The organism is Streptomyces sp. NPDC002619 (assembly GCF_042889305.1).
Taxonomy (GTDB): Bacteria; Actinomycetota; Actinomycetes; order Streptomycetales; family Streptomycetaceae; genus Streptomyces.
On the sequence record NZ_JBIAQV010000036.1, the window covers coordinates 23,239 to 39,269 of the forward strand.

Annotated in this window: 13 protein-coding genes; 4 read left to right on the plus strand and 9 right to left on the minus strand. The window is 71.2% G+C overall.

Annotated features, from left to right (window positions below):
• Positions 1–6: 6 nt before the first annotated feature.
• From ACFYXB_RS35405 to mshD, 3 genes are all read right to left on the minus strand, one after another.
• A complete protein-coding gene (locus ACFYXB_RS35405) occupies positions 7–1,059 on the minus strand; it encodes a CHAD domain-containing protein (protein ID WP_389589147.1) in 1,053 nt (350 codons plus the stop codon).
• Positions 1,040–3,397, minus strand: a complete 2,358-nt coding sequence (locus ACFYXB_RS35410; protein WP_389589191.1) for an RNA degradosome polyphosphate kinase — start codon at positions 3,395–3,397, stop codon at positions 1,040–1,042. The genes ACFYXB_RS35405 and ACFYXB_RS35410 overlap by 20 nt, the downstream gene beginning before the upstream one ends.
• A 1,381-nt stretch (positions 3,398–4,778) precedes the next feature.
• Positions 4,779–5,705, minus strand: a complete 927-nt coding sequence (gene mshD, locus ACFYXB_RS35415; protein ID WP_389589148.1) for a mycothiol synthase — start codon at positions 5,703–5,705, stop codon at positions 4,779–4,781.
• A gap of 170 nt (positions 5,706–5,875) precedes the next feature.
• Between mshD and ACFYXB_RS35420 the strand changes: the two genes are divergently transcribed.
• The gene (locus ACFYXB_RS35420) at positions 5,876–7,678 is read left to right on the plus strand and encodes a bifunctional metallophosphatase/5'-nucleotidase (protein WP_389589149.1); all 1,803 of its coding nucleotides are present in this window, start codon (positions 5,876–5,878) and stop codon (positions 7,676–7,678) included.
• 70 nt (positions 7,679–7,748) lie between these two features.
• Here ACFYXB_RS35420 and ACFYXB_RS35425 read toward each other — a convergent pair whose 3' ends face one another.
• The 6 genes from ACFYXB_RS35425 to ACFYXB_RS35450 form a co-directional block, all read right to left on the minus strand.
• The gene (locus ACFYXB_RS35425; protein WP_389589150.1) at positions 7,749–9,203 is read right to left on the minus strand and encodes an ATP-binding protein; all 1,455 of its coding nucleotides are present in this window, start codon (positions 9,201–9,203) and stop codon (positions 7,749–7,751) included.
• Entirely contained in the window at positions 9,200–9,934 is a 735-nt protein-coding gene (locus tag ACFYXB_RS35430) for a response regulator transcription factor (RefSeq protein WP_389589151.1), read from the minus strand. Before ACFYXB_RS35430 ends, ACFYXB_RS35425 begins: the two co-directional genes overlap by 4 nt.
• Before the next feature lie 134 nt (positions 9,935–10,068).
• Positions 10,069–10,278, minus strand: a complete 210-nt coding sequence (locus ACFYXB_RS35435) for a hypothetical protein (protein ID WP_351350374.1) — start codon at positions 10,276–10,278, stop codon at positions 10,069–10,071.
• A 32-nt stretch (positions 10,279–10,310) separates the two neighbouring features.
• Positions 10,311–11,330, minus strand: coding sequence for a S1C family serine protease (locus ACFYXB_RS35440; protein ID WP_389589152.1), 1,020 nt, complete (start codon positions 11,328–11,330; stop codon positions 10,311–10,313).
• 164 nt (positions 11,331–11,494) lie between these two features.
• Complete coding sequence (locus ACFYXB_RS35445) at positions 11,495–12,517, minus strand: LacI family DNA-binding transcriptional regulator (RefSeq protein WP_389589153.1); 1,023 nt, start codon at positions 12,515–12,517, stop codon at positions 11,495–11,497.
• Positions 12,518–12,603: 86 nt separating this feature from the next.
• Positions 12,604–13,383 (minus strand): winged-helix domain-containing protein, encoded by a 780-nt coding sequence (locus ACFYXB_RS35450; protein WP_389589154.1) that lies wholly within the window; start codon positions 13,381–13,383, stop codon positions 12,604–12,606.
• Between the two features lie 176 nt (positions 13,384–13,559).
• Here ACFYXB_RS35450 and ACFYXB_RS35455 point away from each other — a divergent pair, with 176 nt between their 5' ends.
• The 3 genes from ACFYXB_RS35455 to ACFYXB_RS35465 all read left to right on the plus strand — a co-directional run bounded on the left by ACFYXB_RS35455 (position 13,560) and on the right by ACFYXB_RS35465 (position 15,895).
• Positions 13,560–14,396 carry an alpha/beta hydrolase gene (locus ACFYXB_RS35455; protein WP_389589155.1) on the plus strand — a complete coding sequence of 279 codons (837 nt, stop codon included), beginning with the start codon at positions 13,560–13,562 and terminating at the stop codon, positions 14,394–14,396.
• Between the two features lie 71 nt (positions 14,397–14,467).
• A complete protein-coding gene (locus tag ACFYXB_RS35460; RefSeq protein ID WP_351350364.1) occupies positions 14,468–14,722 on the plus strand; it encodes a MoaD/ThiS family protein in 255 nt (84 codons plus the stop codon).
• Positions 14,723–14,725: 3 nt separating this feature from the next.
• Positions 14,726–15,895, plus strand: coding sequence for a hypothetical protein (locus ACFYXB_RS35465; RefSeq protein ID WP_389589156.1), 1,170 nt, complete (start codon positions 14,726–14,728; stop codon positions 15,893–15,895).
• Positions 15,896–16,031 lie beyond the last annotated feature (136 nt).

The window sequence follows — 16,031 nt, forward strand, 5'->3', positions numbered from 1 at the left end:
GAAGGGTCAAGGCGCATGGACCTTCTGCTGCTGCCAGGCCTGCTGGAACGCGAACCGCGCCGCCTCCACCTCGTGCCGCTGGTCGGCGTGGAGCACACCGAGGGCGTACGCCGTCGCCGGGGCGATGCGCGGGGTGCGGGCCGCCTGCGCGGCAGCGGCGGCCGCCTCGGAGGCGTCCCGGTGCCGGTTCAGGGCCTGCCCGGCCGTGAGCAGACGTACGTCGACGGGGACGCCGTCGCCGTACAGCACCTCGCGGGCGTAGCGGTGCAGCCGCAGCAGGAGCCGGACCTGGTGCCAGGGGCCGTCCTGGGGATGCGGGGCAGGGTCCGGGGACAGGCCATGGACCAGGGCCTCCGCGTTGTAGGGGTGCCCGGCGGTGACAAGGGGCAGTGCGCCGACGGCGGCCAGGAGACGGTCCTCGGCCGCGGTGGCCAAGGCACGCAGGTCGGTGGTGCGGGCGGCCGGGGTGAGCGGGACCTCGCTGGCGAGGACGGCGATCTTGTCGGCGACGGCGTGGAAGCGCGAGGAGCCGAGGGCCTGCAGGGCCGTGGAGTGGGCCCGGGTCCGGGCGAGGGTGAGCTGGCGTTCGAGGAGGGCGCCCGCCTTGGCCGCGCCCACGGTGAGGTTGCCGCGTTCCGGGGGGGCCGGGACCGGGGGTCCGGAGCCGGCGGTGCCGGACGCCAGCGACTGGGCCGGGAACATGCTGGATCCCGACAGCCGGTGCAGCGCGAGCAGCAGTCGCTCCAGTCTGGCCTCGCAGGCGTGCTCGAGCCCCAACGTCCCTGACAGCCAGGCCAGTTCGGGGCGCATCGACTCCGACCAGTCGGCGTCGAGGAGCGGCCGGAAGGTGTGCAGGCTGCCGCTGATGCGGCGGGCCGATCGGCGCAGGGCTCGCGCCGCGTCGACGGACTCCTCCGCACCGTTCGTCGTGCCGGTCTCCCGGTGCAGACGCAGCGCGCGGAGGAACTCCGTGGCCTGGGCGCGCAGGTAGCCCTCCAGGGCCTCCCCGGTCACCGCCCGCGCCGTGGGGTCCGTCGGTTCAAGGTGTTGCTGTGCCACGCCGGCGCCTCCGGGCGTCTATGAGCATCTCCTGGATGTTGCGCAGAGGCTGTCCGTCGGCGTCGGTCGCGTGCCGGGTCCACTCGCCGTCCGGACCCAGGTGCCAGGAGGAGGTGGTGTCGGACATGCCAGTCTCGAGCAGCCGGTTGAGGGCCGCCAGGTGGGCCGGGTCGATGACCCGGACCAGGGCCTCGATACGGCGGTCGAGGTTGCGGTGCATCATGTCGGCGCTGCCTATCCACACCTCGGGGTCGCCGCCGTTGCCGAAGGCGAACACCCGGGAGTGCTCCAGGAAGCGGCCGAGGATGGAGCGGACCCGGATGTTCTCCGAGAGCCCGGTGACACCCGGCCTGAGCGCGCAGATGCCGCGCACCCAGACGTCCACCGGCACACCCGCCTGGGAGGCGCGGTAGAGGGAGTCGACGACCGCCTCGTCCACCATCGAGTTGACCTTGATGCGGATGAAGGCGGGGCGGCCCGCACGGTGGTGCTGGACCTCCTTGTTGATCCGCGAGATCAGGCCGCCCCGGAGGGACTTGGGGGCGACCAGCAGGCGGCGGTACGTCTCCCGGCGGGAGTAGCCGGAGAGACGGTTGAACAGGTCGGAGAGGTCCGCGCCGACCTGCGGGTCGGCGGTGAGCAGGCCCAGGTCCTCGTAGAGGCGGGCCGTCTTCGGGTGGTAGTTGCCAGTGCCGACGTGGCTGTAACGCCGTAGCGTCTCGCCCTCCTGACGCACCACCAGGGACAGCTTGCAGTGGGTCTTGAGACCGACGAGGCCGTACACGACGTGGCAGCCGGCCTCCTCCAGCTTGCGCGCCCACTTGATGTTGGCGTGCTCGTCGAAGCGGGCCTTGATCTCGACCAGGACGAGGACCTGCTTGCCGGACTCGGCGGCGTCGATGAGCGCGTCGACGATCGGGGAGTCGCCGGAGGTGCGGTACAGGGTCTGCTTGATCGCGAGGACGTCCGGGTCGCCGGCCGCCTGCTCGATGAAGGCCTGCACGGACGTCGAGAAGGAGTCGTACGGGTGGTGCAGCAGGACGTCCCGGGCGCGCAGGGCCGCGAAGATGTCGGGCGCGGACGCCGACTCGACCTCGGCGAGGTCGCGGTGGGTGCCCGCGATGAACTTCGGGTACTTGAGCTCGGGGCGGTCGATGCCTGCGATGCGGAAGAGACCGGTGAGGTCCAGGGGGCCCGGCAGCGGGTACACCTCGGCCTCGGAGATCTTCAGCTCGCGCACCAGCAGGTCGAGCACCTCGCGGTCGATGGACTCCTCGACCTCCAGGCGCACGGGCGGGCCGAAGCGGCGCCGCATGAGTTCCTTCTCCAGGGCCTGGAGCAGGTTCTCGGCGTCGTCCTCCTCGACCTCCAGGTCCTCGTTCCTGGTCAGGCGGAAGGCGTGGTGTTCCACGACCTCCATGCCAGGGAACAGCTCCTCGAGGTGCGCGGCGATGACGTCCTCCAGCGGGACGTACCGGCCGGGCGCGGCCTCCAGGAAGCGGGACAGCAGCGGCGGCACCTTTACCCGGGCGAAGTGCTTGTGGCCGCTGACCGGGTTGCGTACGACGACGGCCAGGTTCAGGGACAGGCCGGAGATGTACGGGAAGGGGTGCGCCGGGTCGACCGCCAGGGGCGTGAGGACCGGGAAGATCTGGTGCCGGAACAGCGTGAAGAGGCGCGCCTGCTCCTTGTCGGTCAGCTCGCTCCAGCGGACCAGGTGGATGCCCTCCTCCGCGAGCGCGGGGGCGATGTCCTCGTGGTAGCAGGCGGCGTGCCGGGCCATGAGTTCGCGGGAGCGGGCCCAGATCATCTCCAGCACCTCACGGGGCTGGAGGCCGGAGGCGGAGCGGGTGGCGACACCCGTCGCGATGCGGCGCTTCAGTCCGGCCACCCGGACCATGAAGAACTCGTCCAGGTTGCTGGCGAAGATCGCCAGGAAGTTCGCCCGCTCCAGGAGGGGCGTGTTCGGGTCCTCGGCCAGCTCGAGGACCCGCTCATTGAACGCGAGCCAGCTGCGCTCCCGGTCGAGGAAGCGGCCCTGCGGCAACTGGGCCTCGTCGGCCTGCGACTCCTCGTACGCGTCGAGATCCGCGTCGATGTCGGGTTCCAGGTCGGAGACCACCGCCGCCACGGTGTGCGGGCGGTGGGCGGCGAGGGAGCCGACGGAGGGCTGCGGGTGCTGTACCTCGGTGTGGGTGTCTGACTGGCTCATAAGGCCATTGTTCCGCGCGAAAGGTGAAACGGGCGCGTCGGAACGCGCAGGCGGGAGCGACACGGCCCCGTTCACCGCTTGCCGCTGCTTGGGCGGCGGCGAAGGTTCTGGCACAGCGGGCTTCATTCGCCGAGCGTCGCAAGGTCGTCTGAATCGTTGGTTACGGAGACATGACGTACGGGATAGCGCGGAACGGCCCCCGGACGACCACGCCGGTCGGCGGACCGCTGAAAAATGATGATCCCGTACGTTCCTCCCCCCGTGGCAGGGACGTACGGGATCACCGCTTTGTCCCGGACTCAGGCGGTGCGGCGGCGCAGCACCGTGTAGGCGGCCGTGGCCGTGGCCGTGGCCGTGGTCGCGGACGCGGTCACGGCGAGGACGATGCCGGTCTCCACGAGGTGGAGTGGCCAGAAATGGGACTCGGGGTGGTAGACGGCGTAGAAGCCGTCGGCGTTGCGTCCTTGGCGCGGCTGCCAGGCGCTGTCGGGCAGTGAGCGGCCAGTAGTGGGAGTACGGGTGGAATGTGTGGTAGTTGCCGACGACGTCGAGCCTCGCGTACGCGGCGCCGCACTCGGCGGAGGAGTAGCACGGCGGGCGGGGGACATGGGCGCCGGTGGAGGTCACCAGTCCCTCGTCGACGTAGACGCCCCAGCCCGGGGCGCCCTGGCCGAGGCTGCCGACGGTGGTGACGGCCGGCCACAGATGCGGCATGACCTTCTCCACGAGGGCCCTGAGGGCGGCGGTGAACAGCAGGGCGAGGACCAGTGCGGGCAGCGCCCGGCGCCACAGCAGGCCCGCGAAGACGCCCGCGGCAAGTCCGGCCAGGGCCAGCGCGACGGTGGTGGGGCCGTTGGCGTGGAAGGTCCAGGTGTCGTACCAGGGCTTGGCCGTGAAGATCCGGCCGCGCCCCGCCGACCAGGCGAGATGGTGCAGCAGGACCGGCAGACCCGACCCGGCGGTGACCGCGAGCGCCGGGACCGCGAGGCGCAGGCTCAGCCAGCGGGCCGGTGAGACGGCCTGGGACCAGGTGAGGGTGGCGGTGCCGGACTCCAGCTCCCTGCCGACAAGGGCGGCGCCCGCCCAGGCGGCCACGGCCAAGGGGAGCGCGCTCAGGGCGACGGTGGCGTAGTCGTAGCCGTCCTTGTAGCGCAGGATCGCGTTCTGGTCGTACCGGCACGTCGAGTAGTCCTGGCAGGCGTCGAAGTACCGCCAGCCATCCGCCGCCGCGTCGGCCGGCGGGCCGCGCAGCGCCAGCAGCAGGGCGGCGGCGAGGAGCACGAAGAGCACCCGGGTGTACAGCGCCGGGCGGTGCAAGCGCAGCAGCCAGACGGTCAGGCGCGGCCCGCCGGAGGTGCGCGGGGCGGTCGCGGGGGCGGTGAGGGCGGTCACGCGGCGGCCTCCTCGGTCCGAGCCGGGGCGGCGACGAGGGCCGGGGCCTGCGGATTGCGGAGAGGTGGTGCAAGAAGGGGGCGACGTCAAGCGGCCGCCCCCTCTGTCTCCCGTGTCACGTCTCCGTGCGGTACATCAGGTCCGTCTCGTACGTCGTGAAGCCCAGCCGCTCGTACACCGTGACCGCCGCTGTGTTGTCGGCGTCCACATAGAGCATCGCCGTCGGCATACCCTGTGCGGCCAGGTGCCTCAGGCCGATCGTCGTGAGCGCCTTGCCGAGTCCGCCGCCCTGGGCGCCGGGCGCGACGCCGAGGACGTACACCTCGCCGAGCTGCTCCTCCGCGTGCACCTTCGTCCAGTGGAAGCCGATCAGCCGGCCCTCCCGCTCGGCGAGGAAGAATCCGGCCGGGTCGAACCAGGGCTGCGCCTTGCGGTCGTCGAGGTCGCGCTGGGTCAGGGAGCCCTGCTCAGGGTGGTGGGCGAAGGCGGCGGCGTTCACCGCGAGCCAGGCCGCGTCGTCCTGCCCCGGTACGAAGGCACGCACCCTCACCCCGTCCGGCAGCTTCGGCTCGGGCAGCTCCAGGCCGGTCAACGGCCGCCGCATCTGGCGCAGTTCACGGAACAGGGTGAGCCCGAGGACCTGGGCTAGGTGCCGGGCGGCGGAGTGCCCGCCGTGCGCCCACACCCGCAGCCGCTTGCCCGACGCCGCGAGCAGCGCCGAGCCGAGCGCCCGCCCGTGCCCGTGCCCGCGGTACGAGGGGTGTACGACCAGCTCGGCGGTCGGCGCCTCCACCGGGTCGGTGTCCTCCAGCTGGGCGTAGCCCACGAGTTCGTCGCCGACCGTCAGCAGCAGATGGGAGACGCCCTGCCGTGCCCCGCCGCCTAGTTGGAGCCGCCCCTGCTCGGAAACCGGCTGCTGTCCGTCGATGTGGGCGGCCTCCGCGAGCAGCGCGAGCACGGCCTCCGCCTGGTCCGGGGTGAGCGCGGAGGAGGTCTCGATGGAGCGGGACGGGAAGGGCCGTACGGTGTCGTCGCTGGTCATGCGTACGAGGGTAAAGGGCGGCCGGGGCGATGGGGTGACAACCGGGTAGGTAAAGGGATGGGCAAAGGGAAATCAGGATGTAACCATGAACCCCCTGACACGCTACGCGCGTTGACCCTATGCTGCGCCGCGACGGACTACCAGATCCAGCAGACCCACAGGGGGGTTCCATGCCGGCCACGTCCCATCCGCTCCGGCGCACGAGACGTCGTACCTACGCCGTTCTCGCGACCACCGCGGCCCTGGCCACCGCCGCCGCACTGGCCGCCGCGCTTCCCGCGCAGGCGCACTCCGACCAGGGCGGCCACGGGCACCCGAGCCGCTACCAGGACGTCCAACTCCTGTCCTTCAACGACCTGCACGGCAACCTCGAACCGCCGACGGGCTCCTCCGGCCGGGTCACCGAGCTCCAGCCGGACGGCACCACGAAGACCGTCGACGCGGGCGGCGTCGAGTACCTCGCCACCCATCTGCGCCAGGCCCGCCAGGGCCACCCGTACTCCATCACCGCGGCCGGCGGTGACATGGTCGGCGCCTCCCCGCTGATCTCCGGCCTGTTCCACGACGAGCCGACGATCGAGGCGCTCAACGGCCTGAAGCTCGACGTCACCTCGGTCGGCAACCACGAGTTCGACGAGGGCGCGCGCGAACTGGCCCGCCTGCAGAACGGTGGCTGCCACCCGACGGACGGCTGCTACGGCGACGAGACCTTCCAGGGCGCGAACTTCCCGTACCTCGCGGCGAACGTCCTCGACGAGAAGACGAAGAAGCCGATCCTCAAGCCCTACTGGGTGTGGAAGAAGCAGGACGTCAAGATCGGCTTCATCGGCGTCACCCTGGAGGGAACGCCCGGCATCGTCTCCGCGGACGGCGTCAAGGGCCTGGTCTTCAAGGACGAGGTCGAGACGATCAACAAGTACGCCAAGGAGCTGCAGAAGCAGGGCGTGAAGTCGATCGTCGCGCTGATCCACGAGGGCGGTTTCCCGGCGTCCTCGGCCTACAACTACGACTGCGACTCCGCGGGCGCGGGCAGCGGTGTCTCCGGCCCGATCGTCGACATCGCGAAGAACGTGACTCCAGCGGTCGACGCGCTGGTCACCGGCCACACGCACAACGCCTACGTCTGCACGATCAACGACCCGGCCGGCCGGCCCCGCATGGTCACCTCGGCCTCGTCGTTCGGCCGGCTGTACACGGACACGACGCTGACGTACGACCGCTACACCGGCGACATCGCCCGTACGGCCGTCAATTCCGCGAACCACGTGGTCACCCGGGACGTCGCCAAGGCGCCCGACATGACCCAGCTGATCGCCAAGTGGAACACCCTGGCCGCCCCCATCGGCAACCGTGCCATCGGCTACATCTCGGCCGACGTCAACAGCTCCGGCACCGAGTCCCCGATGGGCGACCTGATCGCCGACGCCCAGTTCGCGTACGGCAAGAAGCTGGACCCGGAGACCGACCTGGCCCTGATGAACCCGGGCGGTGTGCGGGCCGGCCTCACCTACGCGGCCAAGGGCGCCGAGGGCAACGGCGTGGTGACCTACGCCGAGGGCTTCGCGGTCCAGCCGTTCGCCAACACGGTCAACCTCCAGGACTTCACGGGCGAGCAGGTGATCCAGACGCTGAAGGAGCAGGTGAGCGGCGCGAACGCGGCGGTTCCGCAGATCCTCCAGCCGTCGGCGAACCTCACCTACACGCTGGACCTCACGAAGACGGGCGCGGACCGCGTCGTCACCGACTCGATCCGGCTCAATGGTGCGGTCATCGACCCGGCTGCCACCTATCGCGTCGCGACGAACAGCTTCCTCGCGGGCGGCGGTGACCACTTCACCACGCTGGGCCTGGGCACCAACGACCTCGTCGGCACGGACGACTTGTCGGCCCTGGCGGAGTACATGACGGCCAACTCGTCGGCCTCGAACCCGATCGCGCCGCCGGCCACGAACCGGATCACGATCGTGAAGTAACACCCGCACATCAGCACTCGGGCCCGGCGCGTACACCCCGTACGCGCCGGGCCCTTGCGTTGCCGTTCCCTCAGATCCGGTCCGGCGGAGGCGTGGGCGCCCCCGGCAGCCGTACCGTCGCCACCGTGCCGCCCCCCTCCGCGGGCGCCAGTGACACCGTGCCGCCCGCCTGCTGGACCGTACGGGCCACGATCGACAGGCCGAGGCCCGAGCCGGGCAGGGCCCGCGCGCTCGGGGAGCGCCAGAAGCGGTCGAAGACGTGCGGGAGCTCGTCCGCGAGGATGCCGGGGCCGTGGTCGCGGACCGTGAGGACGCCCCGGTCCAGGACCACCTCGACCGTGCCGCCCTCGGGGCTGAACTTCACCGCGTTGTCGAGGATGTTGACGATCGCCCGCTCCAGGGCGGAGGGCTCCGCCTGGACGTACCACGGCGCCAGGTCCGCCTTGATCGTCAGCTCCGGGCCGCGCAGCCGGGCGCGGTCGAGGGCCGCCTCCACCGTGTCCCGCAGGGCGACCACCTGGACGCGCTCGCCCCGCTGGCCCTCCGAGCGGGACAGCTCCTGGAGGTCGCCGATCAGCGCGGCCAGCTCGGTCATCTGCGCCTTCACCGACGCGAGCAGCGCCATGCGGTCCGCCGGGGGGAGCGGGCGGCCCGTCTCCTCGCTGCGCGTGAGGAGCTCTATGTTCGTGCGCAGGGACGTGAGCGGGGTGCGCAGCTCGTGTCCGGCGTCGGCGATGAGCTGCTGCTGCAGGTCCCGCGAGCTGGCCAGGGCCGACGTCATCGAGTTGAACGAGTGCGACAGCCGTGCGACCTCGTCGTCGCTGTCCTCGTCCACGGGGATGCGGATGCTCAGGTCCTCCGTGCGCGCCACGTGCTCGACCGCCTCGGTGAGCTTGTCGACGGGGCGCAGACCGGCCCGCGCGACGGCGAGGCCGGCGGCCGAGGCGCCGAGGACTCCGATGCCGGAGACGAGGAGAAGCACGATGGCCAGGTCGTTGAGCGTCTTCTCGGTGTCCTCGAGGGACACCGCTTGCATGAGCGCCACGTCCGGGTACGCCATGCGACGGTTGGGCCCCAGCCCGAGCGGGATGGCGACGGTTTTCACCCGGACGTCATTGCCCTCGGTGTCTGTGCTGTTGTGGAAGGTGCTGATGCGCGGGTCCGGGTTCGCGGCGACGGCCTTGTCCGTGGCCGTGGTCCTCACCGCACCCGCGGACAACCCCGGCAGGACACAGAACTTGCCGTCCGCCGTCACCAACTGCAGGTAGACGTACCGCATGTTGGTGGAGTCGGAGCTGGTGGCCGTATGTGAGCAGGTCGCGAGATACGCCGTCACATCCTCCGGGGCGATGGTGCCATTCATGCCCGCCAGCCGGTTGTCCACCTGCTCGTACAGCTGGTTCCGCACGATGAACCAGCACGTCATCGAGACCGCCGCCACGGCGAACGCCACCGCCGCCGCCACCAGCAGGGACAGCCGGGAGCGGATCGGCAGGGAGCGGAAGCGGCGCGAGATGCGGGTCACTCCACCCCACCCTGCCGCAGGACGTAGCCCACACCCCGGACCGTGTGCACGAGCCGGGGCTCGCCGTCCGCCTCCGTCTTGCGGCGCAGGTACATGACGTACACGTCGAGGGAGTTCGACGACGGCTCGAAGTCGAAGCCCCACACCGCCTTCAGGATCTGCTCACGGGTGAGCACCTGGCGCGGATGGGCCATGAACATCTCGAGCAGGGTGAACTCCGTCCGGGTCAGCTCGACCTGCCGGCTGCCCCGGGTGACCTCGCGTGTCGCGAGGTCCATGCGCAGGTCGCCGAAGGTCAGGGCCTCGTCCTGCTCCGCCGCGCCGGCCACGCCCCCGGCGTAGGAGCTGCGCCGCAGCAGTGCCCGGATCCGGGCGAACAGCTCGTCCAGCTCGAACGGCTTGACCAGGTAGTCGTCGGCGCCGGCGTCGAGCCCGGTGACCCGGTCGCCGACCGTGTCGCGTGCCGTCAGCATCAGGATCGGTGTCCTCTCGCCGGCGCCCCGGATGCGGCGCGCTGCCGTGAGGCCGTCCATGCGCGGCATCTGGATGTCCAGGACGACGAGGTCGGGCTGGTAGGCGGTGGCTTTCTCCAGCGCGTCCGCCCCGTCGACCGCGACCTCGGTGTCGTACCCCTCGAAGGCGAGGCTGCGCTGGAGCGCTTCGCGTACGGCAGGCTCGTCGTCGACGATCAGGATGCGCTGGGGGTCACGGTCGCCTTCGGCGGGGCTCATCGGTCGCGGTTCCTCGGGGGTGGGGTAGTGGGTGACGCCAATGTCTTCAGCGTCGCACGTTTCGGTACTGCCGGGCACGCACGTACGGAGCGGCCGTGCCCGGGGCGGGCTGGAGTGTCTGTGCCAAGGGCGGCTCAGGCGTGTACGGCGTTGAGCCGGCGGAGGGGCACCTTGTGCAGGTGGGAGCGCTCGGCCGACAGTCGCAGGCCCATCAGCTGGGGGGCGGCGACCTCGATGGGCAGGGCCGCCGGGCGCGGGGCGTTGAGCTCGTACGCCACGTCGAGGGCCAGGGTGGTACCGGCCGGTGCGGTGGTGGACGTCGGGTGCGCAATCTGCTCGATCATGATGTGCTCCTCACTTCCGGTGCGGGGGGTTGTCAGCTGGTGGAGCCTGCCCGCAGCTTGGCCAGATCGGACTTGACGGTGTTGACGGGGATCGCAAAGCCCAGGCCGACGCTGCCCGCGTCCGAGGACGAGGACTGGGAGGCGGCCGAGTACATCGCGGAGTTGATGCCGATGACATTGCCCGCGGCGTCGATCAGCGCGCCGCCGGAGTTGCCCGGGTTCAGGGAGGCGTCCGTCTGGATCGCCTTGTACGTCGTCGTGGACGAGCCGGTGTCGCCGTTGAACTGCTGACCGCCGAAGGAGAACGGCCACCGTCCGTCACCGCCGCCCTGGCCCTGACCCTGGTTCTCGTCCGTCGAGACGGTCACGTCACGGTTCAAGGCGGAGACGATGCCGCTGGTCACGGTGCCGGTCAGGCCCTCGGGGGAGCCGATCGCCACCACCGAGTCGCCGACCTGCACCCCGCTGGAGTCGCCGAGGGAGGCGGCCTGGAGGCCGGAGGCGCCCTTGAGCTTGATGAGCGCGAGGTCCTTGGAGCTGTCGGTGCCGACGACCTCGGCCGAGTGGGCCTTGCCGTCGCTGGTGCGCACCTTGATCGACGAGGCGCCGGAGACGACGTGGTTGTTGGTGACGATCTCACCGTCGCTGGTGATGATCACGCCGGAGCCGGTGGACGACCCGTCGGACAGGGTCGCGTTGACCTCGACCACGCTCGGGCTGAGCGCGGAGGCGATCGCGGCGACGTCGCCCTTCTTGCTGGAGGGCACCACGTTCGTGGCGGTCCCGGCGACGGAAGCCGAGTCCTTGCCGGTCAGCTGCTGGAAGCCGTACGCCGTGCCGCCGCCGACCGCCGCGGCGACGATAGCGACCGCGGCAAGCAGGCCTATCGGAAGCCGGGCGCGCTTCTTGTGCGGCTGCGGCGCGGGAGCCGACGCGTGGACGGGCGGGGCCGGCCACTGCGGGTCGACGGGGGAGGAGGGGTGGGAGTAGGGCTGCCCGAGGTTCTGCTCGGGGGAGTCGTAAGCGTCGCTGCGGCGGAAGCTCTCGGTCATGCCAAAGAGCTTTTCCCGTGATCATGAGAGGTCCCTGAGTGCTCCCTGAGAAGCCCGGCAGAACCTCGTTTGCCCGATATAAAGAAGCCCCTCGCGCTGCGGCAATGGCTCTCAGTGAGTTTTAAGACACCGTCCGTGAACAGGGCGTATGTGCTGGTGAACCCTCACTCGCAGCCGCAGGACGCGCGGAGCACCAGCCGTGACGGGAACGTCTTCAGCCGCTCGCGCCGCGATCCCGCCACCCGCAGACCGTCGTCCAGGACGAGATCCACCGCCTCGCGGGCCATCGCGGAACGGTCCGAGGCGACCGTGGTCAGCGGCGGGTCCGCCAGCGCCGCCTCCTTGATGTCGTCGAAGCCGGCCACCGCCAGCTGCCCCGGCACATCGAGGCGCAGCTCGCGCGCGGCCCGCAGGACACCGAGGGCCTGGTCGTCGGTGGAGCAGAAGATCGCCGGCGGGCGCCTCGGCCCCGAGAGGATCTCCAGGGCGATGCGATAGGCGTCGTAGCGGTTGTACGGCGCCTCGAACAGCCGGCCCTCGGTCGTCAGCCCTGCCTCGTCCATCGCGCGCCGCCAGCCCTCGACGTGGTCGGAGACCGGGTCGCCGACGGAGGGGGTCTCGGCCGTACCGCCCATACAGGCGACGTAGTCGTAGCCGTGCTCCAGCAGATGCCGTACGGCGAGCTGGGCGCCGCCCAGGTCGTCCGTGACCACGGCGACGTCGTCGATGGCCTCGGGGCGCTCGTGCAGCAGCACCACCCGGGCGTCCCACGCCTCGATCTCGGCGGCGGCCAGGTCGTTGAGCGCATGGGAGACGAGGATCAGGCCCGAGACGCGCATCCCCAGGAAGGCGCGCAGATAGTGGACCTCGCGCTCGCCGACGTAGTCGGTGTTGCCGACCAGGACCATCTTTCCGCGCTCCGAGGCGGCCTGCTCGACCGCGTGCGCCATCTCCCCGAAGAAGGGCTGGCGGGCGTCCGGGATGATCAGGCCTATGAGATCCGTGCGTCGCGAGGCCATGGCCTGGGCCACCCGGTCGGGCCGGTACCCCAGTTCCTTGATCGCGGCGAGTACACGCTCGCGCGTGGCCGGGGCGACCGGCCGGGGTCCGTTGTTGATGACATAGCTGACGACGGCAGTGGAGGTCCCTGCCAGTCGAGCCACGTCATCGCGAGTCACCTTCGGCACGCGCGGAGTCTACGCGGAGAGACCCGCTCCGGGCAGGGCATATCGAAGCTTCTCTGTGCGGAAGCAATGCCCCACCCGAGCGTCCGCTACGCCTCGGCCGGTACGTCCGCGCTGGCCGGCATGGCCGAGGTGTCCGCATCCTCCGCCTTTGCCCGGTCTGCCTTGGCCCTGGCCTCGTCGCTGGAGCGGTCACCCTTCTCGGGAGTAACGAATCGATAACCGACGTTCCGGACGGTGCCGATCAGCGACTCGTGCTCCGGGCCGAGTTTGGCCCGCAGGCGCCGTACGTGCACGTCGACGGTCCGGGTGCCACCGAAGTAGTCGTACCCCCAGACCTCCTGGAGCAGTTGTGCGCGCGTGAACACGCGGCCCGGGTGCTGCGCCAGGTACTTCAGGAGCTCGAACTCCTTGAAGGTGAGGTCGAGGACCCGGCCCTTGAGCTTGGCGGAGTAGGTCGCCTCGTCGACGGACAGGTCGCCGTTGCGGATCTCCATGGGGGAGTCGTCGTTGACGATCTGCTGCCGGCCCATGGCGAGCCGCAGCCGTGCCTCCACCTCCGCCGGGCCGGCGGTGTCGAGGAGCACGTCGTCGATGCCCCAGTCGGCGGTGACGGCGGCGAGGCCGCCCTCGGTGACGACCAGGACGAGGGGGCAGCCAGGGCCTGTGGACCGCAGCAGCTGGCACAGGCTGCGGACCTGGGGGAGGTCGCGTCGCCCGTCGATCAGGATGACGTCGGCGCCGGGGGTGTCCACGAGTGCCGGACCTTCCGCGGGGGCCACACGCACGTTGTGCAGCAGCAGGCCGAGTGCGGGGAGCACCTCTGTCGACGGCTGGAGAGCGTTGGTCAGGAGCAGTAGAGAACTCATACGTCTGGTTCCTCCTCGGTCCCTGCGAGGACGTTTGTGGCGACGTTGCGGTACTGCTCTGCGATCCCGGGGCCCCGTACACCTGCGGTTTCCCGCGCCGTATACAACGCTTCCGAAAGCACAAAAGGACCCGGGGGCCACGCTGCCCGAGTCCTCTGCACAGCAGAATAGCCGACATGAGCAACGGTCCGGCAGGTCATGTGGCACCTTCCATGGTTTGTCCGAACTGCGAGACGAGCAGACGCGCACCTATGCGGACGTTTCTGCACACGGCCGACGGGGTTTCCATCAATTCCGTATACGAACCGGGTCCCGTCGTATACGACTCCTCCGCGCCACCCTCCCGTGACCTGGCATTCGTCGTCGCGCACGGCTTCACCGGCGACGTCGACCGGCCGCACGTGCGCCGCGTCGCGGCCGCCCTCGCCCGGCACGCAGCCGTGGTCACCTTCTCCTTCCGGGGCCACGGGGCCTCCGGCGGGCGCTCGACGGTCGGCGACCGCGAGGTCCTGGACCTCGACGCGGCCGTCGCATGGGCCCGCGAACTCGGGCACACGCGCGTGGCCACCGTCGGCTTCTCCATGGGCGGCTCGGTGGTACTGCGGCACGCGGCACTGCACCGGGGCGTCGACGCGGTCGTCTCGGTCAGCTCACCGGCCCGCTGGTACTACCGGGGCACGGCCCCCATGCGCCGGGTGCACTGGCTGGTCACCCGCCCCGAGGGCCGGCTCGTCGGCCGCTGGGGCCTGCGCACCCGCATCCACCACCGCGACTGGAACCCGGTCCCGCTGTCGCCGACGGAAGCGGCCGGCCGGATCGCGCCGACCCCCCTCCTGATCGTCCACGGCGACCGCGACGGCTACTTCCCCCTCGACCACCCCCGCATGCTGGCCAAGGCCGCAGGCGACCACGCCGAGCTCTGGCTGGAACCCGGCATGGGACACGCCGAGAACGCGGCGGCCGACGAACTGCTGGCGCGGATCGGGGACTGGGTGGTCTCCAGGGCGGGCTAGCCTGACGGTGTTGATGTGCGGAGAGTGCGAAGGCTGCTCCGCCGAGAGACTCGAGGGACTCGAGGGACGAGATGGCAAAGGTCACGGTGCGCTACTGGGCCGCCGCGAAGGCCGCGGCCGGGATCGCCGAGGAGCCGTACGACGCGGCACACCTCGCCGAGGCGCTGGCCGCGGTGCGCGAGCGGCACCCTGGTGAACTGACGCGCGTGCTGCTGCGCTGCTCGTTCCTCGTCGACGGCGACCCCGTGGGGACCCGTGACCATGAGACCGTACGGCTGGCCGAGGGCGGCACGGTCGAGGTGCTCCCGCCGTTCGCAGGAGGGTGAGCGATGACCGACCAGCCGTATGAGGGCGGGACGTACGAGGGGTACGACCCGTACCAGCAGCAGATACCGCAGGGGCAGGCGCAGCCCTGGCCGGGGCAGCCCGGTTACGACCAGAGTGGCTACCACCAGGCCGGATACGCCCAGCCCGGACATGCCCAGCCCGGACATGCCCAGCCCGGCTACGACCAGCAGCAGTACCCACAGCAGCAGTACACCCAGCAATGGCAGGGCCAGACCTGGGAGACGCAGGCCCAGGCGCCGCTCCCGCCCGCCGCTGACGCGACGTACCTGCCGCCGCTGCAGTACGACCAGCCCGCGCCCGCCCCCGCCCAGGCACCGCAGGCACCCGCACAGGCCGTAGGAACCAAGGAAGCCGGGCCGGAGTACGGTCCCGCCACGATCGCCGGCAACTCACGCGTCACCGACGCCCAGCGCGCCCGTCTGGAGGGCCGCTCCCCGATCATCGAGCCGGGGATGCAGCCGGCGGCGCTCACGGCCGTGCTGGGGCTGCTGCTCTCGGGTACGGCGGCCATCGGCTCGTACGCCCTGCTTGTGCCGCTGGTGATCCTCCAGGCCGTCACCGCCGCGGGCTGGTTCCGGCTCAACGGCATGTGGCCCGCCCGGCAGGGCATCGCGCTCGCCTTCGCGGGGGCGCTCACCGCGGACGTGGCGGTGCTGGTGGCCGGGCGCGAACACGCGCCCGCGGCCATCCTCGGCCCGCTCGGCGTCTGGGTGCTGCTGGCCCTGGTCCTGCAACTGCGCTCGCACGCCGACCCGGACACCCGGATGCACGGCCTGATGGCGACCGTCGCCTCGACGGCCCTGGCGGTCATCGCGACCGGCTATCTGGGCGCCGACCCCGACGCGGTCACCGTGGGCGCGGCGGCGGTCGCCGTGGCCCTCCTGGCGCGGGCCCTGCCGCTGCCCACCCCGGCCTCCGTGGTCGTCGCCCTCCTCGCGGCCGCGGGCGCGGGCATCGCGACGGGCGGCATGACGGACCTCGGCGCCAAGGGCGCGCTCCTGGGCGCCGCCGCCGGCGTCTGCGCCCTCATCGGCCACCGCGTCGCGTCCTACGACTACCCGTCCCGCTTCGTGCACTTCACGGCCGGCGTCGCACTGCCCCTGTCGGCAGCGGCGCCTGCGGTGTGGCTGCTGGGACGGGCGCTGGGCTGAACGGCGGGGCCGAGGGGCCGAACGGTCCACGCCCTCTGTCACAGGTGATCGACAAACTCCGGAGGGACGAGCGCCGCGGAGTTACCGTGACGGCTGACCGTCTTCGTCGAAAACCGTGCCTGACCGCCGACCGCCC

Bases quoted from the DNA above. Each gene is read 5' to 3' on its own strand.
- ACFYXB_RS35410 (WP_389589191.1), bottom strand. From the start codon at position 3,397: ATGAAGCCCGCTGTGCCAGAACCTTCGCCGCCGCCCAAGCAGCGGCAA.
- mshD (WP_389589148.1), bottom strand. From the start codon at position 5,705: ATGACCAGCGACGACACCGTACGGCCCTTCCCGTCCCGCTCCATCGAG.
- ACFYXB_RS35420 (WP_389589149.1), top strand. From the start codon at position 5,876: ATGCCGGCCACGTCCCATCCGCTCCGGCGCACGAGACGTCGTACCTAC.
- ACFYXB_RS35430 (WP_389589151.1), bottom strand. From the start codon at position 9,934: ATGAGCCCCGCCGAAGGCGACCGTGACCCCCAGCGCATCCTGATCGTC.
- ACFYXB_RS35435 (WP_351350374.1), bottom strand. From the start codon at position 10,278: ATGATCGAGCAGATTGCGCACCCGACGTCCACCACCGCACCGGCCGGT.
- ACFYXB_RS35440 (WP_389589152.1), bottom strand. From the start codon at position 11,330: ATGACCGAGAGCTTCCGCCGCAGCGACGCTTACGACTCCCCCGAGCAG.
- ACFYXB_RS35450 (WP_389589154.1), bottom strand. From the start codon at position 13,383: ATGAGTTCTCTACTGCTCCTGACCAACGCTCTCCAGCCGTCGACAGAG.
- ACFYXB_RS35455 (WP_389589155.1), top strand. From the start codon at position 13,560: ATGAGCAACGGTCCGGCAGGTCATGTGGCACCTTCCATGGTTTGTCCG.
- ACFYXB_RS35460 (WP_351350364.1), top strand. From the start codon at position 14,468: ATGGCAAAGGTCACGGTGCGCTACTGGGCCGCCGCGAAGGCCGCGGCC.
- ACFYXB_RS35465 (WP_389589156.1), top strand. From the start codon at position 14,726: ATGACCGACCAGCCGTATGAGGGCGGGACGTACGAGGGGTACGACCCG.